This window comes from Scandinavium hiltneri, from assembly GCF_024764835.1.
Taxonomy (GTDB): Bacteria; Pseudomonadota; Gammaproteobacteria; order Enterobacterales; family Enterobacteriaceae; genus Scandinavium; species Scandinavium hiltneri.
The window spans coordinates 549,313-568,051 of sequence record NZ_JALIGE010000076.1 but is presented as its reverse complement, the minus strand read 5'-3'; the positions used below and the strand labels follow the sequence as shown (position 1 = coordinate 568,051).

The 18,739-nt window shown below is 53.0% G+C and carries 18 protein-coding genes and 1 pseudogene; 7 read left to right on the top strand and 12 right to left on the bottom strand.

Going from position 1 to position 18,739, the window contains the following annotated elements:
• The first annotated feature begins 47 nt into the window (after positions 1–47).
• Complete coding sequence (gene dinG, locus MUU47_RS20175; RefSeq protein WP_258989941.1) at positions 48–2,198, top strand: ATP-dependent DNA helicase DinG; 2,151 nt, start codon at positions 48–50, stop codon at positions 2,196–2,198.
• 29 nt (positions 2,199–2,227) lie between these two features.
• Positions 2,228–3,190 carry a DNA-binding protein YbiB gene (gene ybiB, locus MUU47_RS20170; RefSeq protein WP_258989939.1) on the top strand — a complete coding sequence of 321 codons (963 nt, stop codon included), beginning with the start codon at positions 2,228–2,230 and terminating at the stop codon, positions 3,188–3,190.
• Between the two features lie 116 nt (positions 3,191–3,306).
• On the opposite strand, the gene ybiJ is transcribed toward ybiB, so the two are convergent.
• The 3 genes from ybiJ to MUU47_RS20155 form a co-directional block, all read right to left on the bottom strand.
• On the bottom strand, positions 3,307–3,567 hold the full coding sequence (ybiJ, locus tag MUU47_RS20165; RefSeq protein ID WP_159773554.1) for a DUF1471 family protein YbiJ: 261 nt from the start codon (positions 3,565–3,567) through the stop codon (positions 3,307–3,309).
• A 445-nt stretch (positions 3,568–4,012) separates the two neighbouring features.
• Complete coding sequence (locus tag MUU47_RS20160) at positions 4,013–4,276, bottom strand: YdgH/BhsA/McbA-like domain containing protein (protein WP_159773552.1); 264 nt, start codon at positions 4,274–4,276, stop codon at positions 4,013–4,015.
• 163 nt (positions 4,277–4,439) lie between these two features.
• Positions 4,440–5,054 carry a flavin reductase family protein gene (locus MUU47_RS20155; RefSeq protein WP_258989938.1) on the bottom strand — a complete coding sequence of 205 codons (615 nt, stop codon included), beginning with the start codon at positions 5,052–5,054 and terminating at the stop codon, positions 4,440–4,442.
• Between the two features lie 92 nt (positions 5,055–5,146).
• Between MUU47_RS20155 and rlmF the strand changes: the two genes are divergently transcribed.
• Positions 5,147–6,073, top strand: a complete 927-nt coding sequence (rlmF, locus tag MUU47_RS20150; RefSeq protein ID WP_258989937.1) for a 23S rRNA (adenine(1618)-N(6))-methyltransferase RlmF — start codon at positions 5,147–5,149, stop codon at positions 6,071–6,073.
• Here rlmF and ybiO read toward each other — a convergent pair whose 3' ends face one another.
• From ybiO to rhtA, 6 genes are all read right to left on the bottom strand, one after another.
• Positions 6,074–8,308, bottom strand: a complete 2,235-nt coding sequence (gene ybiO / locus MUU47_RS20145) for a mechanosensitive channel protein (RefSeq protein ID WP_258989936.1) — start codon at positions 8,306–8,308, stop codon at positions 6,074–6,076.
• A gap of 107 nt (positions 8,309–8,415) precedes the next feature.
• On the bottom strand, positions 8,416–9,138 hold the full coding sequence (gene glnQ, locus MUU47_RS20140) for a glutamine ABC transporter ATP-binding protein GlnQ (protein WP_159773546.1): 723 nt from the start codon (positions 9,136–9,138) through the stop codon (positions 8,416–8,418).
• Positions 9,135–9,794 carry a glutamine ABC transporter permease GlnP gene (glnP, locus tag MUU47_RS20135; protein ID WP_258989935.1) on the bottom strand — a complete coding sequence of 220 codons (660 nt, stop codon included), beginning with the start codon at positions 9,792–9,794 and terminating at the stop codon, positions 9,135–9,137. The genes glnQ and glnP overlap by 4 nt, the downstream gene beginning before the upstream one ends.
• A gap of 88 nt (positions 9,795–9,882) precedes the next feature.
• Positions 9,883–10,629, bottom strand: a complete 747-nt coding sequence (glnH, locus tag MUU47_RS20130) for a glutamine ABC transporter substrate-binding protein GlnH (RefSeq protein ID WP_159773544.1) — start codon at positions 10,627–10,629, stop codon at positions 9,883–9,885.
• A 361-nt stretch (positions 10,630–10,990) separates the two neighbouring features.
• A complete protein-coding gene (gene dps / locus MUU47_RS20125) occupies positions 10,991–11,494 on the bottom strand; it encodes a DNA starvation/stationary phase protection protein Dps (protein WP_110510008.1) in 504 nt (167 codons plus the stop codon).
• Between the two features lie 285 nt (positions 11,495–11,779).
• On the bottom strand, positions 11,780–12,670 hold the full coding sequence (gene rhtA, locus MUU47_RS20120; protein WP_125354540.1) for a threonine/homoserine exporter RhtA: 891 nt from the start codon (positions 12,668–12,670) through the stop codon (positions 11,780–11,782).
• A gap of 355 nt (positions 12,671–13,025) precedes the next feature.
• Here rhtA and ompX point away from each other — a divergent pair, with 355 nt between their 5' ends.
• Positions 13,026–13,538 (top strand): outer membrane protein OmpX, encoded by a 513-nt coding sequence (gene ompX, locus MUU47_RS20115; protein ID WP_258989934.1) that lies wholly within the window; start codon positions 13,026–13,028, stop codon positions 13,536–13,538.
• 64 nt (positions 13,539–13,602) lie between these two features.
• Here ompX and MUU47_RS20110 read toward each other — a convergent pair.
• Positions 13,603–13,826 (bottom strand): annotated as a pseudogene (locus tag MUU47_RS20110) (IS4 family transposase); the annotation flags it as partial.
• 192 nt (positions 13,827–14,018) lie between these two features.
• On the opposite strand from MUU47_RS20110, the gene MUU47_RS20105 reads away from it, so the two are divergent.
• A complete protein-coding gene (locus MUU47_RS20105; RefSeq protein WP_258989933.1) occupies positions 14,019–14,669 on the top strand; it encodes a hypothetical protein in 651 nt (216 codons plus the stop codon).
• Positions 14,670–14,976: 307 nt separating this feature from the next.
• Here the strand turns inward: MUU47_RS20105 and MUU47_RS20100 are convergent, their stop codons facing one another.
• Together MUU47_RS20100 and mntS are read right to left on the bottom strand one after the other, a co-directional pair.
• Positions 14,977–16,560, bottom strand: a complete 1,584-nt coding sequence (locus MUU47_RS20100; RefSeq protein WP_258989932.1) for a phosphoethanolamine transferase — start codon at positions 16,558–16,560, stop codon at positions 14,977–14,979.
• Between the two features lie 270 nt (positions 16,561–16,830).
• Complete coding sequence (gene mntS / locus MUU47_RS20095; protein ID WP_125354542.1) at positions 16,831–16,956, bottom strand: manganase accumulation protein MntS; 126 nt, start codon at positions 16,954–16,956, stop codon at positions 16,831–16,833.
• A 186-nt stretch (positions 16,957–17,142) separates the two neighbouring features.
• Between mntS and mntR the strand changes: the two genes are divergently transcribed.
• Positions 17,143–17,616: a manganese-binding transcriptional regulator MntR gene (gene mntR / locus MUU47_RS20090; protein WP_258989931.1), complete on the top strand. Its 474-nt coding sequence runs from the start codon at positions 17,143–17,145 to the stop codon at positions 17,614–17,616.
• Positions 17,613–18,725, top strand: coding sequence for an anion transporter (locus MUU47_RS20085; RefSeq protein ID WP_258989929.1), 1,113 nt, complete (start codon positions 17,613–17,615; stop codon positions 18,723–18,725). Before mntR ends, MUU47_RS20085 begins: the two co-directional genes overlap by 4 nt.
• Positions 18,726–18,739: the final 14 nt, after the last annotated feature.

Below are 18,739 nucleotides of genomic sequence, written 5' to 3'. Positions count from 1 at the left end.
GGAAAGTGCCAGAATAGTGTCTGTTTATACAGTATTCGGACTTTCAGATGGCACTCACCGCCGCGCTAAAGGCGCAAATCGCGTCATGGTATAAAGCGCTCCAGGAACAGATCCCTGATTTTATCCCCAGGGCACCGCAGCGGCAGATGATTGCCGATGTGGCGAAAACGCTCGCCGGTGACGAGGGCAGGCATCTGGCTATTGAAGCGCCGACAGGCGTCGGTAAAACCCTTTCATATCTCATTCCCGGTATTGCCATTGCCCGCGAAGAACAAAAAACGCTGGTGGTAAGCACCGCTAACGTCGCCTTGCAGGATCAGATCTACAGCAAGGATCTGCCGCTGCTGAAAAAAATCATTCCCGACCTGCGCTTTACCGCCGCCTTTGGCCGTGGGCGCTATGTGTGCCCACGTAATCTGACCGCGCTGTCCAGCAGCGAGCCGACGCATCAGGATTTACTGGCGTTTCTCGACGACGAATTGACGCCAAACAACAAAGAAGAACAGAAGCGTTGTGCAAAACTGAAAGCCGATTTGGACAGCTATAAATGGGACGGACTGCGCGATCATACCGATCAGGCTATCGATGACGCGCTCTGGAGTCGCATGAGCACGGATAAAGCCAGCTGTCTCAACCGCAACTGTCACTACTACCGCGAATGCCCGTTCTTCGTGGCCCGCCGTGAAATTCAGGAAGCGGAAGTGGTGGTCGCCAATCATGCACTGGTCATGGCGGCAATGGAAAGCGAGGCGGTATTGCCGGAAGCCAAAAATCTGCTGCTGGTACTGGATGAAGGCCACCATTTGCCGGATGTCGCCCGCGACGCGCTGGAGATGAGCGCCGAAATCACCGCCTCCTGGTATCGCCTGCAACTGGATTTATTCATCAAGCTGGTGGCGACCTGCATGGAACAATTCCGCCCGAAAACCTTCCCGCCGCTGGCCGCACCCGAACGCCTGAAAGAGCATTGTGACGAGCTGCAGGAACACATTGTTTCGCTGAATAACATTCTCAGCCTGTACATGCCGACCGGGCCGGAAGCCGAGCACCGCTTTGCAATGGGCGAATTACCGGACGAAATCATGGCGCACTGCCAGCGCCTGGCCAAACTCACCGAAATGCTGCGCGGATTATCGGAGCTGTTTCTCAACGATCTCAGTGAAAAAACCGGTTCGCACGATATTGTGCGTCTGCACCGCGTTCTGTTGCAAATGAACCGCGCGTTGGGAATGTTCGAGGCGCAAAGCAAACTGTGGAAGCTCTCGGCGATGGTTCAGGCCTCCGGCGCGCCGGTCACTAAATGGGCCACGAGGGACCAGCGCGACGGCCAGCCGCACGTCTGGTTCCACTGCGTGGGTATTCGCGTCAGCGACCAGCTGGAAAAACTGCTCTGGCGGCGCGTGCCGCATATCGTTGTGACGTCCGCCACGCTGCGCTCGCTGAACAGCTTCTCGCGTTTGCAGGAGATGAGCGGCCTGAAGGAAAAAGCGGGCGACCGTTTTGTTGCGCTCGATTCGCCGTTTAATCACGTCGAGCAGGGAAAAATCATCATTCCACGGATGAGCGTCGAGCCGTCGATGGATAACGAAGAGCAGCATCTGGCGGAAATGGCGGCCTATTTCCGCGAGCAGGTCGAGGCCAAAAAGCATCGTGGGATGTTAGTGCTGTTTGCCAGCGGACGCGCGATGCAGCGTTTTCTGGAATACGTACCTGATTTGCGTTTGCTGCTGCTGGTGCAGGGCGATCAGCCGCGTTACCGCCTGGTAGAGCTGCACCGCAAGCGGGTGGAAAGCGGGGAAAGTAGTGTGTTGGTGGGGCTGCAGTCGTTTGCCGAAGGGCTCGATTTGAAAGGCGAATTGCTCAGCCAGGTTCACATCCACAAAATTGCGTTTCCGCCGATCGACAGCCCGGTGGTCATCACCGAGGGCGAATGGCTGAAAAGCCTGAACCGCTATCCGTTTGAAGTGCAAAGTCTGCCGAGCGCCTCGTTTAACCTCATTCAGCAGGTCGGGCGGTTGATCCGAAGCCACAGTTGTTGGGGTGAAGTGATTATTTACGACAAGCGCCTGCTGACCAAAAATTACGGCCCGCGGTTGTTAAACGCCTTGCCGGTGTTTCCTATAGAGCAACCGGAGGCGCCAGAAGGTATAGTGAAAAGCAAAAGCACAACTAAGCCGACCCGGCGGAAGCGACGCTGACGTTCGCGGCATGGCTTCCGGAGAGATACATGGACTATCGCAAAATTATTAAAGAAGTCGGTCGTGGCAAAAACCACGCCCGTGACCTGGACACCGATACGGCTCGCGGTCTGTATACCCAGATGCTGAAAGGCGACGTGCCGGATCTGGAGCTTGGCGGCATTCTGATTGCGCTGCGCATTAAAGGCGAGGGTGAGGCCGAAATGCAGGGCTTCTATGAGGCAATGCAGCAGCATACGGTCAGCCTGACGCCACCGGTAGCGAAGCCGATGCCGATTGTTATCCCAAGTTATAACGGCGCGCGCAAGCAGGCGAATCTCACGCCGCTGCTGGCGATGCTGCTGCACAAACTCGGTTTCCCGGTACTGGTTCACGGCGTCAGCCACGATCCAGGCCGCGTGCTGACCGAAACCGTTTTCACTCTGCTGGGTATCGAACCGACGCTGCACGCCGGGCAGGCGCAGGCGAAGCTCGACGGCCATCAGCCGGTGTACATGCCGATTGGCGCGTTCTGCCCGCCGCTCGAAACTCAGCTCGGCCTGCGCTGGCGGATGGGGGTGCGTAACAGCGCACACACCCTGGCGAAGCTTGCCACGCCATTTGGCGAAGATACCGCGCTGCGCTTGTCGAGCGTTTCACACCCGGAATATGTGCCGCGCGTCGGGAAATTCTTTGAGGGGATCGGTGGCCGTGCGCTGTTGATGCACGGTACGGAAGGTGAGGTTTATGCCAATCCGCAGCGTTGCCCGCAGATTAGCCTGATTGACAGCCACGGTACGCGGGTGCTTGTCGAACGCGAAGATGCGCTGCGGGAAGCACTGCTGCCAGAATCGAAAGATCCTGAAGTGACGGCCAGATGGATTGAGCGTTGCGTTGCGGGCATAGAGCCGGTACCTGAATCACTGAAAATTCAGATGGCCTGTTGCCTGGTGGCGACCGGAGAAGTGGCTGATGTTGCCGCTGGCCTGCAACGGGTCAACGACTGCTGGTGATTTACAGGCATAAAAAAACCCGTCCAGTGGCGTGGACGGGCGAATAAATAATGAGGGTTATTCAGGTACAGCAGGCATAGCCTAAAGGTCAATGAGGGTTAAATCTGTTCCGATGATTATTTGTAAATCACCGCAGTACCGCTGATTTTGTTATTGGTGTTAGCAGACGTAATGCTGTAACCGGTAGCACCTGCCGCAGCGGCTTTCTCAGCCAGTTTCGCTTCCATACCATCCAGCGTAGTCGCGCCTTCTACAGATACGGTACCGATTTTGTTCATGCTCTGCGCTTCAGTCGGGGACACAGGCTGTGCAGCAAACACGCCGAAAGAAAGAGCAGAAAGAGCGATGGCAACAGCAGCAGTTTTAATGGTTTTCATGGTTAATCTCTCGCAGGTTATTCTTTAAATGTGACGTTGTTCCGTCGATGTGATGAGTATCACGTTTTTTTGCGAAAGATAAAATCGAATAGACTTGATGGACTTAATCGAATTTTTTGAATGATTAATAAATTACTGATTATTAATAAAATAAAACCAGCGCCTAAGCTGAAAATCGGGTTGAAGTCGAACGTGACCTTTTAAGGGCACAGATCGCGACGATTCTTGTATGAAAGTGTGCGCGTAAAGACAACCGGTTACGCTGTATTGGAAGCTGTAGTTTTGTCAGTAAATCTACATATTGCGGGTAATGTCGGAACTATACACCGATCTAACAGGATTTTTAAAGTGTTTATTCTGTGATGATTTAGAGGGTGTTCCTTAGAGGGAAAAAGAAAGCGCCTGCAATGTGAGGCGCTTTTCTGAGCGGAATAACTTCAACAGATTATTTGTAGATGGTAGCGGTGCCGAACATTTTGTTATCACCGCTGGCGGAGTTAACCACATACCCTTTAGCCCCTTCCTGCTGCGCTTTTTCTGCAAGCTTCGCCTGAAGATCGCCAAAGTCATCAGCACCAGAAACCGACACTGTACCTGACGGACGCAATTGTCCGGTGTCACCTTTCATGAGTTGTTGAGGTTCGGCGGAAGCCGAAAAAGAGAGCATCGACAACGCACCAGCAGCGACCAGAAGCAACAATCTTTTCATGTGCACATCCTCTCTGTATCCACGGGGGATAACGTAAGTGTAGGTGCTGAGGAAATGTGACATGCCGTAAAAAATTGATGATGATCTGCTCGTTTTTTGAACGACATTGTTTGACGAAAAACTGACAAATCAGCCACAAATAAGTGGCTGATCGAAAGAGGAATTATCGGGCATCAGGGCGAATCAGATCGAATCGCTGGCTTTCGTCGATGCTGTAGTAAGCGCTTGGGCCGCCGGCACGCAGCACTGGTTTGGCTTTTGCGGTCTGATAAATGCCGTTTTCCAGCAGTGATTCATCAATATGCACCGCCACCACTTCACCAAGCACCAGCCAGGTATCCACCGCCGTGCCGTCTGCGCCAGTGAGCTGAATGCATTGCGATAAGCGGCACTCGAAATTCACCGGGCTTTCCGCCACGCGCGGGGCGCGAACCAGACGGCTTTCGACAGGCGTCAACCCGGCGCGGACAAACTCATCTTCGCCGTGAGCGAGGCTGGCTGAGGTTTCATTCATGGCGCTGGCAAGGTCGAGCGTGGTGAGATTCCAGACAAATTCGCGCGTTTCAACGATATTTTGCACGCTGTCTTTCCAGCCGCTACTGGCGAAGCCGATGATCGGTGGACGATAGTTAAAGCAGTTAAAGAAGCTGTATGGCGCGAGATTGCGTTTTCCGTGCGCATCGACGGAGGCAATCCAGCCAATTGGGCGTGGGCCAATGATCGCATTGAGGGGGTCGTGCGGCAGTCCGTGACCGTCTGAAGGCTGATAAAAATACATGGTGCACCTGTCCCGTGAAATAATAAGAAGACTCACTTATTTACGCCACCCGCGTCAACGGGTATCTTACGCGCCGTCAACAGGAGGAAGCTATGAAAGCTCAAAAGCCAGGATTACACCCGCGTAATCGTCACCACGACCGATACGATTTACCCGCACTGTGCAAGGACATACCGGCACTTGCAGCGTTTATCGTCGCCAACCCGGCCGGGGAGCAGACCATTAACTTTGCCGATCCCGACGCGGTAAAGACCCTGAACCAGGCGCTGCTGGCGCACTTTTATCAGGTGAAAGCGTGGAATATTCCAGACGGTTTCCTCTGCCCACCGGTCCCGGGCCGTGCAGACTACATGCATCATTTGGCGGATTTGCTGACTGAAGCGAACGGCAGCCTGCCGCAAAACGCCAGCGTGCTGGATATCGGCACTGGCGCTAACCTGATTTATCCGCTGATCGGCAGCCACGAATACGGCTGGCGTTTCACCGGCACCGAAGTGAGCGCCGAAGCCCTCACCGCGGCGCAGGCGATTATTGATGCTAACCCGGGCATGAGCCGTCAGATTCGTTTGCGTCGTCAAAAGGATGAGCAGGCAATCCTCGCGGGCATGATCCATAAAAATGAATTCTTCGAGGCGATGGTCTGTAACCCGCCGTTCCATGATTCCGCTGAAAGTGCGCGCGAAGGCAACGAACGTAAGCGTCGCAATCTCGGCCAGCAGAAACACGAGACCCTGAACTTTGGTGGTCAGAATCAGGAACTGTGGTGTGAAGGCGGTGAAGTGGCCTTTATCCGTAAAATGATCGCCGAAAGCCGCGAGTATGGTCGTCAGGTGATGTGGTTCACTTCATTGGTGTCACGCGGCGATAATCTGCCGATGCTCTATTCCGCGCTGACTGAAGCCGGTGCGGTGAAAGTGGTGAAAAAAGAGATGGCCCAGGGTCAGAAGCAAAGCCGCTTCATCGCCTGGACTTTCCTCGATGAGGACAAGCGCCGTCGCTTTGTGGTTCGCGCCCGTTAATCATAGCGTCGGTTGATTCGGCGTTGGCGGCTCAGGCGCTGCTAATGCTGGGTTGCCGGGCGAAGGCAGTACCTGATACGTCTGCACCGGCGCGCGGATCCCCGCTTTATCGAAGTGCTTTTTCACCTGCGCATCCAGCGCAAAACGCACCGTCCATTGCTTTAACGGCAGGGTAGTGAACGACGCCCGTAGCGTGAAGGCGGTGTTGGTCAGCCCAACCAGCCCGGCAAACGACGGTTCACCTATCACCAGCCCGCGAATATCTTCCTGCTCCATTAGCTCCGTCACCGCCGCTTTCAGGGCGTCATTGGCCTTATCAACGTCTTCTCCACGATCCACATCGTAATTCGCGACAACCGAACCAATGCCGCGAACGAAGTTGGCGAAGGTCGTGATCGAGGACCACGGAATAATGTGGTACGCGCCGGTATCCTGACGCACGCCTACCGAACGAATCGACATCCGTTCTACCATGCCGGTCAGCGGCCCGATGGTGACCAAATCTCCGGTGTTCATGCCGTTCTCAAACTGGATGAAAATCCCGGTGATGATGTCTTTTACCAGGGTCTGCGAACCAAAGGATATCGCCAGCCCCAATGCACCGGCACCCGCCAGCAGCGGTGCAATGTTCACGCCAATTTCCGACAGCAGGATCATCACTGTGATCGTACTGATGACCACCGCCAGGGCATTGCGGAACAGCGTTAGCAGCGTGCGGGCGCGTGCGCTCGGCAGCGGGCGGCCATGAATGTCGGACGCCAGCCGGTTTTCTATCAGGCTCGCCAACAGCGTCCAGCCGATGGCCGAGAAGAACAAAATCAGCGCGATGCGGATCAGCACATCCACCGTTTTTTCGCCCGCGCCGTTGTGCAGCCAGCTCCAGAAGTCGAACAGTCCCCAGGCGCTGAGCAGCAGCATCACTGATACGCAAACCGTCAGGATCCGCGCGGCCTTCAGCGACGCCGAAAGCCAGCCATTCAGCCGCTTTTGCAGCTCCGGATAGTTACGCTGCGTTTCTGGTGAGAGCGTGATGGTTTTGGCAATCCAGCGAGACAATATTCCGGAGATAAATGCGGCGATACTAATGATGGCGAGGCTTCTGACCGACGCGCCCATCATGAATTTCAGGCTGTTGCCCGGGTCGAACAGTGAGAAAAAGAACAGCACGATAAAGTAGGCGCTGGCGATCCAGTGCCAGACCAGTGCGAAGGCGCGAATGAACAAGCTAAAGAAGGACAGCGAACGGTTGGCCAGCCCGATAAGGCTTTCGGTAATGGCCTTCTTGTTGTGGAAAATCAGCCACAATGCCCAGACGGTGATGCACAGCATAATGACCACGTTGGCCAGCGCCCCAGTCTGGACGTTCACCTGGTTGGACATGATAGGCACCGCGACGATAAGTCCGTAGCCAATCACTCCGCTCAGCAGGCTGAGGCGCAGGCTCCAGTAGCGAGCGGCCTCATCCTGAATAGTGAACGGACGCAGGTCCGGCACGCGCGGGCAGAAAATCAGGCGCAGGATGGCTTTGAAGAACTCGATCAACGCGAAGGCGTTCAGGAACAGGCTTTGTTGAAAGGCCACGGTACGGCTACCGCCGTTGAGTCTGTCGCTCAGCATTTGCCCGACGAACAGCGTCAACGCCAACAGCAACAGATCGATAATCATTGCGGCAGTGATCATCGCGGGCAGGTGCAGCCAGTTGCTGCGATCGCGGTTCTTCTTCCGTCCCCATTTCCCCATTTTTCGATACAGCGGCAGAGCGCAAAGGCGCAGTAGGGCGTAGAAGGCGAAGACCAGCCCCGCCAGCAGCAAAAAGTGGCTCACTGCGTTGCTAAAGGTCTGTGAATTGAAAGGCTTATGCTGAGCGGTCGAGATATTGCGCCACAACTGGGCAAAACGGGTGGAGAGCGCTTCACCGTAGTGACGGCTAACGTCAGTCACACTTTCCAGCACCGTCTTTTCTGCACTGACGGGCGGCGGCGTGAGCTGAGGCACTTTCTCCTGCGGCGGTGTAGCAGCGGCACTGCGTAGCTGTTTGATGAGCTCCTGACGCGAGGAGTCATTTTCCAGCACGTCGGCCAGCGCTGCGTAAGCGGCTTTTTTCTGCGCTGCGTCGGGTTCAGTGGGCGGCGTTTGAGAAGCCGGGCTGGTGGCAGATGTGGTCACGCCGGGAATAGTGACCGCCTGTAGCGGGGCACAGAACAGCGTCGCAATAAGCAACAGGATCCACGGCACAGGCAACTCCCTTTCAAATCATTAACAAAATGATAAGTATAGCGACTCAGGGAGGGGGGACCGATTTTGGGAGGATTCTCTCCCCCAGGGCAGGGGAGAGCAGGGCATTATGACACGTGCTGCAAAAATTCCTGCAGGCGCTGGCTCGGCGGGTTGTCGATCAGCGTTTGTGGGTTGCCATCTTCGGCAATGCGGCCTTTATCGATGAAGATCAGACGCGATGCCACTTTCTCGGCAAAGCCGATTTCGTGAGTCACGATAACCATCGTCATGCCTTCTTCAGCCAAATCCTGCATCACCTTCAGCACTTCATGGCGCAGCTCCGGGTCGAGCGCAGAGGTCGGCTCATCGAACAGCATCATTTTCGGTTTCACCGCCAGCGCACGGGCAATCGCCACACGCTGCTGCTGGCCGCCAGAAAGCTCGGAGGGGTAATGATGCCCGCGCTCGGCAAGGCCGACTTTGGCCAGCAGGTCTTTCGCCACTTTTTCGGCTTCGGCTTTGGATGCACCGCGCACGCGCTGTGGGCCAAACATCACGTTTTCCAGCGCTGTCAGGTGTGGGAAAAGGTAAAACTGCTGGAATACCATGCCGGCTTCCTGGCGAATTAAGCGCTCGTCGACTTTCGGGTCATTGACCTTCAGGCCATCGACCACGAGGTCGCCGCTGGTGATTTCTTCGAGCTTGTTGATGCAGCGCAGCAGAGTGGATTTACCGGAACCAGACGGCCCGATAATCACAACCACTTCACCTTTGGTAATGTTCAAATCGATGTTATGCAGCACTTGGGTTTGCCCAAAATGCTTGGAGACGTTTTTAAATTCAATCACAGGATTTTCATCCTTCTTTCAAGAATGCGGAGCGCGATGTTCAGGATCTGGGTGATGATCAGATAAATCACGCCGACGGCGGTCCAGATCTCCAGGGCACGGAAGTTACCCGCGATAATTTCCTGGCCGCTGCGGGTCAGTTCGGCCGCGCCGATGACGATGAACAGCGAAGTATCTTTGATGCTGATGATCAGCTGGTTGCCCAGTGAGGGCAGCATGCGACGCAGCGCCAGCGGCATGATTACGTGGCGAATGGCTTCCCGGCGCGACAGTCCGAGCGCGAGGCCCGCTTCGCTGAAGCCTTTATGAATCGACAGCACGGCCCCACGGGTGATTTCCGCGATGTAGGCCCCGGAGTTGATCATGATGGTGATAACCGCGGCGGTGAAGGTGTCGATGCGAATATCCGGGAAGGCCATCGGCAGGGCGAAGTAGATATACATCACCTGGACGACGATAGGCGTACCGCGAATAATCTCGATGAAGACGAGTGCCACATGGTTGGCAATCCAGCCGCCGTAGGTGCGGGCTAAACCCGCGACGAGGCCGATAATAATACCGCCCGCTAACCCGAGGACCGAAATCCACAGAGTCATTTTGGCGCCATCCAGCAGGATTGGAATGGCAGGCCAGATGACGCTCCAGTCAAACTGCATAATATGTTCCTGTTACCGTTTTACCGTGGTTCAAAATGAGCAGGGGCGAAAGGCCGCCCCTGATAAATTTACGTCTAATTAACCGTCATTATTTTGGTTCAGTGCCGAACCATTTTTTGTAGATTTCGTTGTACTGGCCGTTCTCATGCAGTTTTTTCAGTGCGCCGTTCACTTTCTCACGCAGGTCGTCGCTGCCTTTCGGGAACGCGATGCCGTACTGCTGTGCTTCCAGAGACTCACCGACAGCCTTGAACTGGCCGTGGCCTGCGGTTTTGATGAAGTACAGAATGTTCGGGGTGTCGTGCAGAACGGCATCAGCACGGTTGGTGCCGAGTTCCATATACGCGTTGTCGATGTTCGGGAACTGGCGCAGGTCTTTCGGTTTGAGGTTGGCTTTCGCGTAATCTACGGAACCGGTGCCGCTCTTCACGGCGACAACTTTACCGTCCAGGTCTTTCACGCTTTTAATGTCGTTGTTGTTGGCTTTAACCATCACCAGCAGACCGCTTTTGTAGTAGCCGTCAGAGAAGTCGATAGCTTTTTTACGTTCGTCGGTAATGGTTATCCCGGCCAGCGCCAGGTCGATGTTTTTGGTCTGCAGTGCAGGAATGATGCCGCTGAAATCCATTGGCTTCAGGGTGTAGTCGAGCTTCAGTTCTTTGGCAACAGCGGCCCACAAATCAATATCGAAACCGACGTATTTGTCGCCCTGTTTGAATTCAAACGGAACGAACGCGGTATCGGTGGCCACAACCAGCTGTTTTTCCGCGGCCTGAGAAGAAACTGCAAAGGCCAGAGTCAGTGCAGCCAGTGAAACTTTAAATACAGACTTCATAGCATTTCCTTTTATAACCACGGGGCAATCCCCTGCGAGAACAATCCGCATATGAAAGAATCGTGCCAATTTTACAACGTGTTGTTTTGCAACGAGGCGTTAGCCGTTTGTTGCACAAAAAAGGTTGCAAGGCACACGATATGCACCACGGTGAGGCACCAAAATGGTGCGCGTCAGGCGTGGGCCAGGTCGTGGGGTTATTAAGCGCAAATTGCGGTGATAAAACAATCTTTCGTTAACGATTGTGTGAAGTGATAATTACAATTGGTTTACTTATGCAGGTGGGGAACGGCGTTTGATGCACTATAAAAGTGCAAAACCCCTCGGGAGAGGGGTTTTGAGGGATAAGTAAAACAAATACTTATTCGATGTTAGATTCGATGAACCACAGGAATTTATCCAGGTCGCGTGATGCGGCAGTAAGGATGTCTGCGGTGTCTTCGTCTTTGGCTTCGGAAACGGCTTTACGCACGTCGTTGGCAACAATCGCGTAACGATCGGCCAGCTCTTTCAGGTGATCCTGAACGGTGTGGATATCCAGCGGATAGCTTTTCAGCGCGGTTTTGCTGTTTACAACCTGCGTGGTTCCCAGTGCGACACCCCCCAGCTGCACGGCACGTTCTGCCATGGTATCGAGGTGGTCAATAAGCGCTGTGCGGAAGCCGTCAAGCATCTCATGGACGGCAATAAAGTTTGCACCGCGCATATTCCAGTGAGCCTGCTTGGTAATCAGTGACAGGTCAATAAACTGGATAACCTGGCGATTAAGCAACTCGATAGTCGCTTTTTTCTCGCTATCCGATACATCGTTACGGGTATAGAGCAGATTAGATGTTTTGGTTTTGACCAGTTTAGCGGTACTCATAATTTTATATCCTCTTGATCTAATAGTCCCAGTGAATTACCGGAAATAAGTATAGCACTGGTTGTTCATGCTGCCGGAAAGTTAATACCTATTGGTTTAATAGCGTGGGTGGCATTGAAGGTGATTAAATTGTTTGCAAACAAAGAGATAGGCCATTTGTTTGTAACTTATTCCTAATTATCCAGGAAAGGTCTGTTTATTGACGAAATATTTACGCATGAAAATCATTGAGTCAGGGAAATAAATTATAAAGGCCGCAGGGGGATATAACCCTGCGGCACAATGTTACTCACTAATATCGACTTTTTCTATTTTACTCTCGCGGCGCAGGGTGAGCGTCGAGCCCATCGAAGCGGCCATGATAGCCAACAGGGCGAGGGTCTGCGTGCCGGTCAGCGTTTCATTGAGGAACAGCATCCCTGAGACTGCCGCCAGTGCGGGTTCCATGCTCATCAGCGTGCCAAAGGTGCGGGTCGGCAAGCGGGTGAGGGCGATCATTTCCAGCGAGTAGGGCAGCGCCGTGGACAAAATGGCAATGCCCAAACCGAGTGGCAAAATTGACCACTGCCACAACACGTCTCCCGCCTGAAAAGCGCCAATTGGCACAAATACCACCGCGGCAATCAGTGAGCCCATCGCCACCGTGGCAGGGCCGTGCTCTTCTCCCGCCCGCTGGCCGGTAATGATGTAGACCGCCCAACAGGCCCCGGCACCCAGTGCCAGCGCTGCGCCGGTTAAATCGACGTGGGCGATGCTCTGACCGAGCGGCAGAAGGAACCACAGGCCCAGCACCGCCAGCGCGACCCAGACAAAATCCACCGCGCGACGGGAACCAAACAACGCCACTGCTAACGGGCCTGTAAATTCGAGCGCTACCGCCACGCCGAGCGGAATGCGCTGGATGGAAAGATAGAAGAGGTAGTTCATTGCCCCGAGCGACAAACCGTAAAACAGCAATGGCAACCGCTGCTCTCGGGTGAACCGCAAACGCCAGGGTTTAAAGATGCATACCAGAATCAGGGTGCCGAGAGCCAGACGCAGGGCGGTTACGCCGGGTGCGCCCACCAGGGGAAAAAGCGATTTCGCCAGCGCCGCGCCGCTCTGAATTGAACACATGGCAATCAGTATTACGAGTATCGGCAACCATACCGGGAGCTTACGCGATAAGCCTGGCATCCTTTCTCCTGTCAATTTTTGTCAAAGGAAGTAAAAGAGGCAGTGTAAATGAATTACCCCTTTCTGGTTTATGCATTGTTGAAAAAAAGCGAAGAAAAGCACCGTACAATAAAGTTCAGTCAAAGGATGAAAACTCCGCCAGTTTAGGATTAATCTGGATGAATGAGCCAGTAAATGCGCGCAATAATGGCAAAATCAGCGAGGAAGTTGATGATTTTCAATAGGGATTGTCAGTGGTGGAAACGTTTGGTTACATGATTGAGACCCTTAGACAACAACAATCGCAAAGAGTTTTTAATTAAATTTTGATATATTTAAAACTTACGGACTTACTTGAAGCACATTTGAGGTGGTTATGAATAAAATTGCACGTCTTTCAGCAGTGGCCTTTGTACTGGCTGCAACCGCAGGTACCGCAGTAGCTGCAACTTCTACCGTTACTGGTGGCTACGCTCAGAGCGATATGCAGGGCGAAGCGAACAAGGCAGGTGGTTTCAACCTGAAATACCGTTACGAGCAGGACAATAACCCACTCGGCGTGATCGGTTCTTTCACCTACACCGAAAAAAATGGTAACGACAGCGGCGCTTACAACAAATCACAGTACTACGGCATCACTGCTGGCCCGGCTTACCGTATCAATGATTGGGCAAGCATCTACGGTGTAGTAGGTGTTGGCTACGGTAAATTCCAGGCTAACGACTTCCCGGCTAGCAAATCCGACATGAGCGACTACGGTTTCTCCTACGGCGCAGGCATGCAGTTCAACCCAATCGAAAACGTTGCACTGGACTTCTCTTACGAGCAGTCTCGTATTCGTAGCGTGGACGTTGGCACCTGGATCGCAGGTGTGGGTTACCGCTTCTAATCACTTCGGTGATAATAAAAATTCGCCAACGGCGTAATGCCATTCACTTAAGCGGACTGGCATGTCAGTTTACCGGATAGCGGGTTTTTGACATATTAACCGCCCTCGGCCTTGATGGTCGGGGGCGTTTTGTTATAACAGCCCCTCCAGATTCCCCCGCAGGTGCTCCAGACGTTTCGGGATGGTCCCCGCTGACACTGTATTTCCCGGCACTATCATTTCTGTCGCGATGAACTGAAACGCGAACTTAAAGCTCATTTCCGATGGCGCTTTTTTATGTTTCTTTGATTTTCATATGATTTCAGCAATTACCAGCGTTTTATTATTAGAGTAGTTTGCGAATGTTAATGTTAATGTTAATGTTAATTTAATAATAAACAAATTACAGGGTTACCATTTCGATAATGGCACATAGGGTTTAATGTTTTCTTAAGGTTTGATTCATACTCGAAAAATACTTTCCAACAGGCTGCGCCTATTATGAATATTAATATCAAACCTACCCCTGCTACGATCTTATTGGCTTTTATAAGTTGCCTGATTCCTTTTTCTGCAGATATAGGTCTGCCTTTATTGCATGGGCATACTGTTACAATGATCGAGAACTCACAGGCCATATTACTCTTACTGGGTGCCGTGCTCACCTTCAGTTATATGAAACCATTTCAACTCACTGAGGGATCGAGGAAGTTCTGGTTGTGGTCTGTTTTGTGGTGGGTTGTGCTATTGGGGAGAAGTACCAGTTGGGGGCGAGATTATTTCCCTGAATTACCAAAAGCAGTGTTTCGAAGCATTTCAGTGATCCTCATTGCCAGTCTTGTCCTTTCATACTTGCTTTCATCGCAATTACGTAAAGCAATTGCTGTTCGGTTTAAAACGTGGAGTATTCCCTTGTGGACCTGCATGCTAGTAGTCACCACGTTTTTACTGGCAGATACAGTAGAGCATCATCGTCTCTTATCTCCTATTTTCCTACATGACTTAAATTACCAGGATCTCATTGAAGAGTTATTTGAAACACCATTTATCCTTGGCTTGTTACTTATTTCATTGGATTTTATGAAACAAGATATGCAATGTGAGAACTCACAAAATGGCCTTCTGCCAGGACTAAATACAACAGTCAGCTAATCATGTCAGTTTGTTTGCCATTCAAAATGGTCGTTTCGCAAGTTGGCGTAACGTAATAGAGCTATCGCTATTCGTATAATTGCTTAGCATCCTAATTGCACTCATACCCGCCGTATATAACCATATCGCCAGGCAGACGGCGGTGGCATGAGCTGATGGTCGCAGAAGTCGAGCAGGTCGTTGAGAAGTGGCATAAAAAACGGCTCCCTGTAGTGGAAGCCGTAGTTCAAGGATCGGTCAACCGATCCTTAACTGATCGGCATTGCGCCAACGGCGGATTTTTTGTCTTCAATTCCTGAGAGAAGAATCAGTGAGCGGCGGTATCGAAGACATCCGTTCCGAGGTGATTGTAATCCACTTTCTGCAACCGGAAGTTGGTGATGTAGACCGGGCCAGCCTTCTGGTTCGACACAAAACGGTACGGCGTAGCAATTTCTTGCGCCTGAATGCCGGTCCACTGCGAGAAGAAGCTCAGGAAGTCGTTCGCCGAACGACGCGCTTTAATCACGCGATGGGTTTTGTCATCACTTGACAGTACCAGGAACGGCACCTGGAAGTTCTGCTGAAACTTGTCATCATGCGCCAGATACTGCACCGATTTGCCGCGTTCTTTTATGGCTAAGCCGTGGTCAGAGAAATACACCAGCGAGAAACTGTCGCCGGAACCACGCAGCTGATCGTAGAGTTTGCTCAGCAGCTGGTCGGTTTGCGTCATGCTGTAGAGGTAGCATGAGGTTTCTTCCGACTTCACGAAATCAGTGTATTTACCCTGGGTACGATCGCAGGCCTGTGGGTGAGATCCCATCAGGTGCAGAACGATCAGCTGAGGTTGAGTGCGTTCAGTGGACAACACCTGCGCCGTCATCTTCAGCAGATCTTCGTCTTTGGTATTTTTATCCGCTTCAAAATCACCGTTTTTCAGGAAATGCGCTTCGTCCGCGCGTTTCGCGATACTGGCAATGGCGGTGTCGTACTCGCCAATCTGGCCCTGATTCGAGAACCACCACGTCTGGAAACCGGCGCGGTTCGCCAGGGTCACGAAGTTATCCTGATACAGCGGTTTGCCGTCAACCACGCGGTTGAGCGTCAGACCGAGTGATTTCTGCGTTGAGCCGCTGGCGGAAATATAGTCGGTAAACAGCGTGCCGTTCACGTCGCGTTCAAACGGGGTGTTATCCCAGTGGCCGCCAAACGCGCCCAACGCATCACGGCGCGCGCTCTCGCCAATCACCACCACGTAGGTGTGATATTTAGGCTTCACCGCCACCACATTCCAGGTATCTTTCAGGTTGGAAAACTGCGCCAGACGCGCCTGTTCATCCAGCACCTGTTGGTTGCTGATCGCCACGTCGTGCACGAAGCGCACCGCCGGATAGCCGATTTTGCTGATACGGAACACGCCATCCCACGCAATTTCCTGAACCGGACGCACAAACGCGACGCCGACGCAAAACAGCAGACACAGGATGTCGATTTTGCTCCACGCGCGTTTGGCTTGCTGTTTGCGGCGCACCGCAATCACGCCCATCGCGAAGATAAAGACAGACATGAAATAGCTGTACCACGGGAAGATAGTCAGGATTTCCGTGGATTCTTCGGCATTGGTCGAATGCAGCGCCAGCAGGGTATTAAAGTTTGGCGCGCCATAAGCCTGACCAAACGGATAATAAAAAGCCGCCACCAGGGAATAAATGCCGAGCAGGACTTTCTGCGTGCGCGGCGCCGCACGCCATAGCACATGCAGGACGCAGGTAAATGCGACGGTATACAGGAGGCTGAAAGAATATCCCAGCGCCAGATTCATCAGCAGCGATTGTAAAAAGTAAAATCCGGTCCATGGGTTAAGCGCCATACCACGCGCGCCAAGCGTTTCTTTCAGCGTTACATTCATAGGTCACAATCAAAAAGCCGCCATGTGCGTCCCCTGGCGTCAAAGGGTAAAGCCTGCCTGGCAGTGCGTGTAGAAAGGAGTTCGACGAAGCGCAAAAGCTGCAGGGATGCGAGAAGATAAAGTTGATGAATAGTTACGTCAACTACTCATAATGAATTGTTTTGCGAAGGCGATTACAAATCCGGAAAAAAGAAGGGGTTTTTGCTGTCAACGGGGCAGTATGACTGGCGTTTATGACACAAAAATGAAGCGGCGTACCGCGACGCCGCATTAATGAGAAGGCTTGTCCTGCTGCGGTTTGTTGCTGAACAGGTCACACAACATGTTGATCAGCATCAGGCGCACTTTAAAGGGAGAATGGGTAAACACGTTTAAGCACCTCTTGAGTTCGTTCATAACAACCTCCTGAACGTTTCAGACCTTCACTCCATGAAGGATGTTCGTATTACATACAGATATAGCACAGGCTATATTACATAGCTATGGCTAAAACGTTAAATTTTTGTGCTCTGGTCACGATCCTATACAATGGTGCTCCTTTGTCTGATGCACTGACGCGTCACAGCGAGAAGAGGAAGCATAATGAGCCGTCGCCCGGACACTCCAGGAATAAAAAAAGTGACGCAATTGGTCAATGTTGAAGAACATGTTGAAGGCTTTCGTCAGGTGCGAGAAGCGCATCGCCGTGAGCTGATTGATGATTACGTTGAGCTGATTTCCGACCTTATCCGTGAAGTGGGCGAAGCGCGGCAGGTGGATATGGCGGCGCGTTTAGGCGTGTCCCAGCCGACGGTGGCGAAAATGCTGAAACGTCTGGCAGGCGTTGGGCTTATCCAGCAGATCCCCTGGCGCGGCGTGTTTCTGACCCCGGAAGGCGAGAAGCTGGCGCAGGAAACTCGCGAACGTCATCAGATCGTGGAAACCTTTTTATTGGCGATCGGCGTAAGCCAGGACACTGCCCGCCGCGATGCAGAGGGAATGGAACACCACGTCAGCGAAGAGACGCTGGAACGCTTCCGTCAGTTTACCCTACAGGCAGGACTGCTCGCTGAATGAACCTCCCTTTTCTGCGGTCGCTATTACGTGACCGCTTTTTACATCTGCTGATCCTCACCGGTTTCCTCCTTTCTTTATTTGTCCCGTTTCATCCTGCTTCCTGGCCCGCTGCCATTGACTGGCACACCATCGTTACCCTGAGTGGTCTGATGCTGCTGACGAAAGGCGTCGAGCAGAGCGGTTATTTCGACGTGCTGGGCCGTAAAATGGCGCGACGTTTCGTGACCGAACGCCAGCTGGCGATGTTTATGGTGCTGGCTGCGGCGGTTCTGTCTACGTTTCTGACCAACGATGTGGCGCTGTTTATCGTGGTGCCGCTGACCCTGACCTTGAAAAAATGGAGCGCTATTCCGGTCAATCGACTGATTATCTTTGAGGCACTGGCGGTAAACGCAGGCTCGTTGCTCACGCCGATTGGCAATCCGCAAAATATCCTGCTGTGGGGTCGCTCCGGAGTGTCATTCCTGGCATTCAGCTGGCAAATGACTCCGTTGGCGCTGGCGATGATGCTCACGCTGCTGGTGCTGTGCTGGTTTTGCTTTCCCGCCAAAGCGCTGCATTTTCAGAGTGGGGAACGCACGCCGGACTGGAAGCCAAAGCTGGTCTGGTGCTGTCTCGCGTTTTACCTGATTTTTTTGCTGAGTCTTGAGATGCATCAGGCGCTATGGGGCCTGGCGGTGCTCGCCGTCGGTTTCTTGATCCTCGAGCGGCGCGTGGTGTTCAGTGTCGACTGGACGCTGCTGCTGGTGTTCATGGCGATGTTTGTGGATGTGCATTTGATGACCCAGCTTCCGGCGCTGCATCATACGTTATCCGGCGTCGGCGGTTTATCTGACGTGGGGCTCTGGCTGACGGCCATCGGCCTGTCGCAGGTGATAAGTAACGTACCGTCCACGATTTTGCTGATTAACTATGTGCCACCATCCATGCTGCTGGCCTGGGCGGTAAACGTCGGCGGATTTGGCCTGTTACCCGGCTCACTCGCCAACCTGATTGCGCTGCGTATGGCCAATAGCCGGCGCATCTGGTGGCATTTCCACCTCTATTCCATCCCGATGCTGCTGTGGGCTGCGCTGGTCGGTTTTGTCCTGTTGAGCCTTGTCAGATAGTGCGGATTTGTCAG

Coding starts and splice junctions, on each gene's coding strand:
- MUU47_RS20160 (WP_159773552.1), bottom strand. CDS start 4,276: ATGAAAAGATTGTTGCTTCTGGTCGCTGCTGGTGCGTTGTCGATGCTC.
- ybiJ (WP_159773554.1), bottom strand. CDS start 3,567: ATGAAAACCATTAAAACTGCTGCTGTTGCCATCGCTCTTTCTGCTCTT.
- rlmF (WP_258989937.1), top strand. CDS start 5,147: ATGAAAGCTCAAAAGCCAGGATTACACCCGCGTAATCGTCACCACGAC.
- ybiB (WP_258989939.1), top strand. CDS start 2,228: ATGGACTATCGCAAAATTATTAAAGAAGTCGGTCGTGGCAAAAACCAC.
- ompX (WP_258989934.1), top strand. CDS start 13,026: ATGAATAAAATTGCACGTCTTTCAGCAGTGGCCTTTGTACTGGCTGCA.
- rhtA (WP_125354540.1), bottom strand. CDS start 12,670: ATGCCAGGCTTATCGCGTAAGCTCCCGGTATGGTTGCCGATACTCGTA.
- glnH (WP_159773544.1), bottom strand. CDS start 10,629: ATGAAGTCTGTATTTAAAGTTTCACTGGCTGCACTGACTCTGGCCTTT.
- MUU47_RS20100 (WP_258989932.1), bottom strand. CDS start 16,560: ATGAATGTAACGCTGAAAGAAACGCTTGGCGCGCGTGGTATGGCGCTT.
- MUU47_RS20155 (WP_258989938.1), bottom strand. CDS start 5,054: ATGTATTTTTATCAGCCTTCAGACGGTCACGGACTGCCGCACGACCCC.
- MUU47_RS20085 (WP_258989929.1), top strand. CDS start 17,613: ATGAACCTCCCTTTTCTGCGGTCGCTATTACGTGACCGCTTTTTACAT.
- MUU47_RS20105 (WP_258989933.1), top strand. CDS start 14,019: ATGAATATTAATATCAAACCTACCCCTGCTACGATCTTATTGGCTTTT.
- dinG (WP_258989941.1), top strand. CDS start 48: ATGGCACTCACCGCCGCGCTAAAGGCGCAAATCGCGTCATGGTATAAA.
- dps (WP_110510008.1), bottom strand. CDS start 11,494: ATGAGTACCGCTAAACTGGTCAAAACCAAAACATCTAATCTGCTCTAT.
- mntS (WP_125354542.1), bottom strand. CDS start 16,956: ATGAACGAACTCAAGAGGTGCTTAAACGTGTTTACCCATTCTCCCTTT.
- glnP (WP_258989935.1), bottom strand. CDS start 9,794: ATGCAGTTTGACTGGAGCGTCATCTGGCCTGCCATTCCAATCCTGCTG.
- mntR (WP_258989931.1), top strand. CDS start 17,143: ATGAGCCGTCGCCCGGACACTCCAGGAATAAAAAAAGTGACGCAATTG.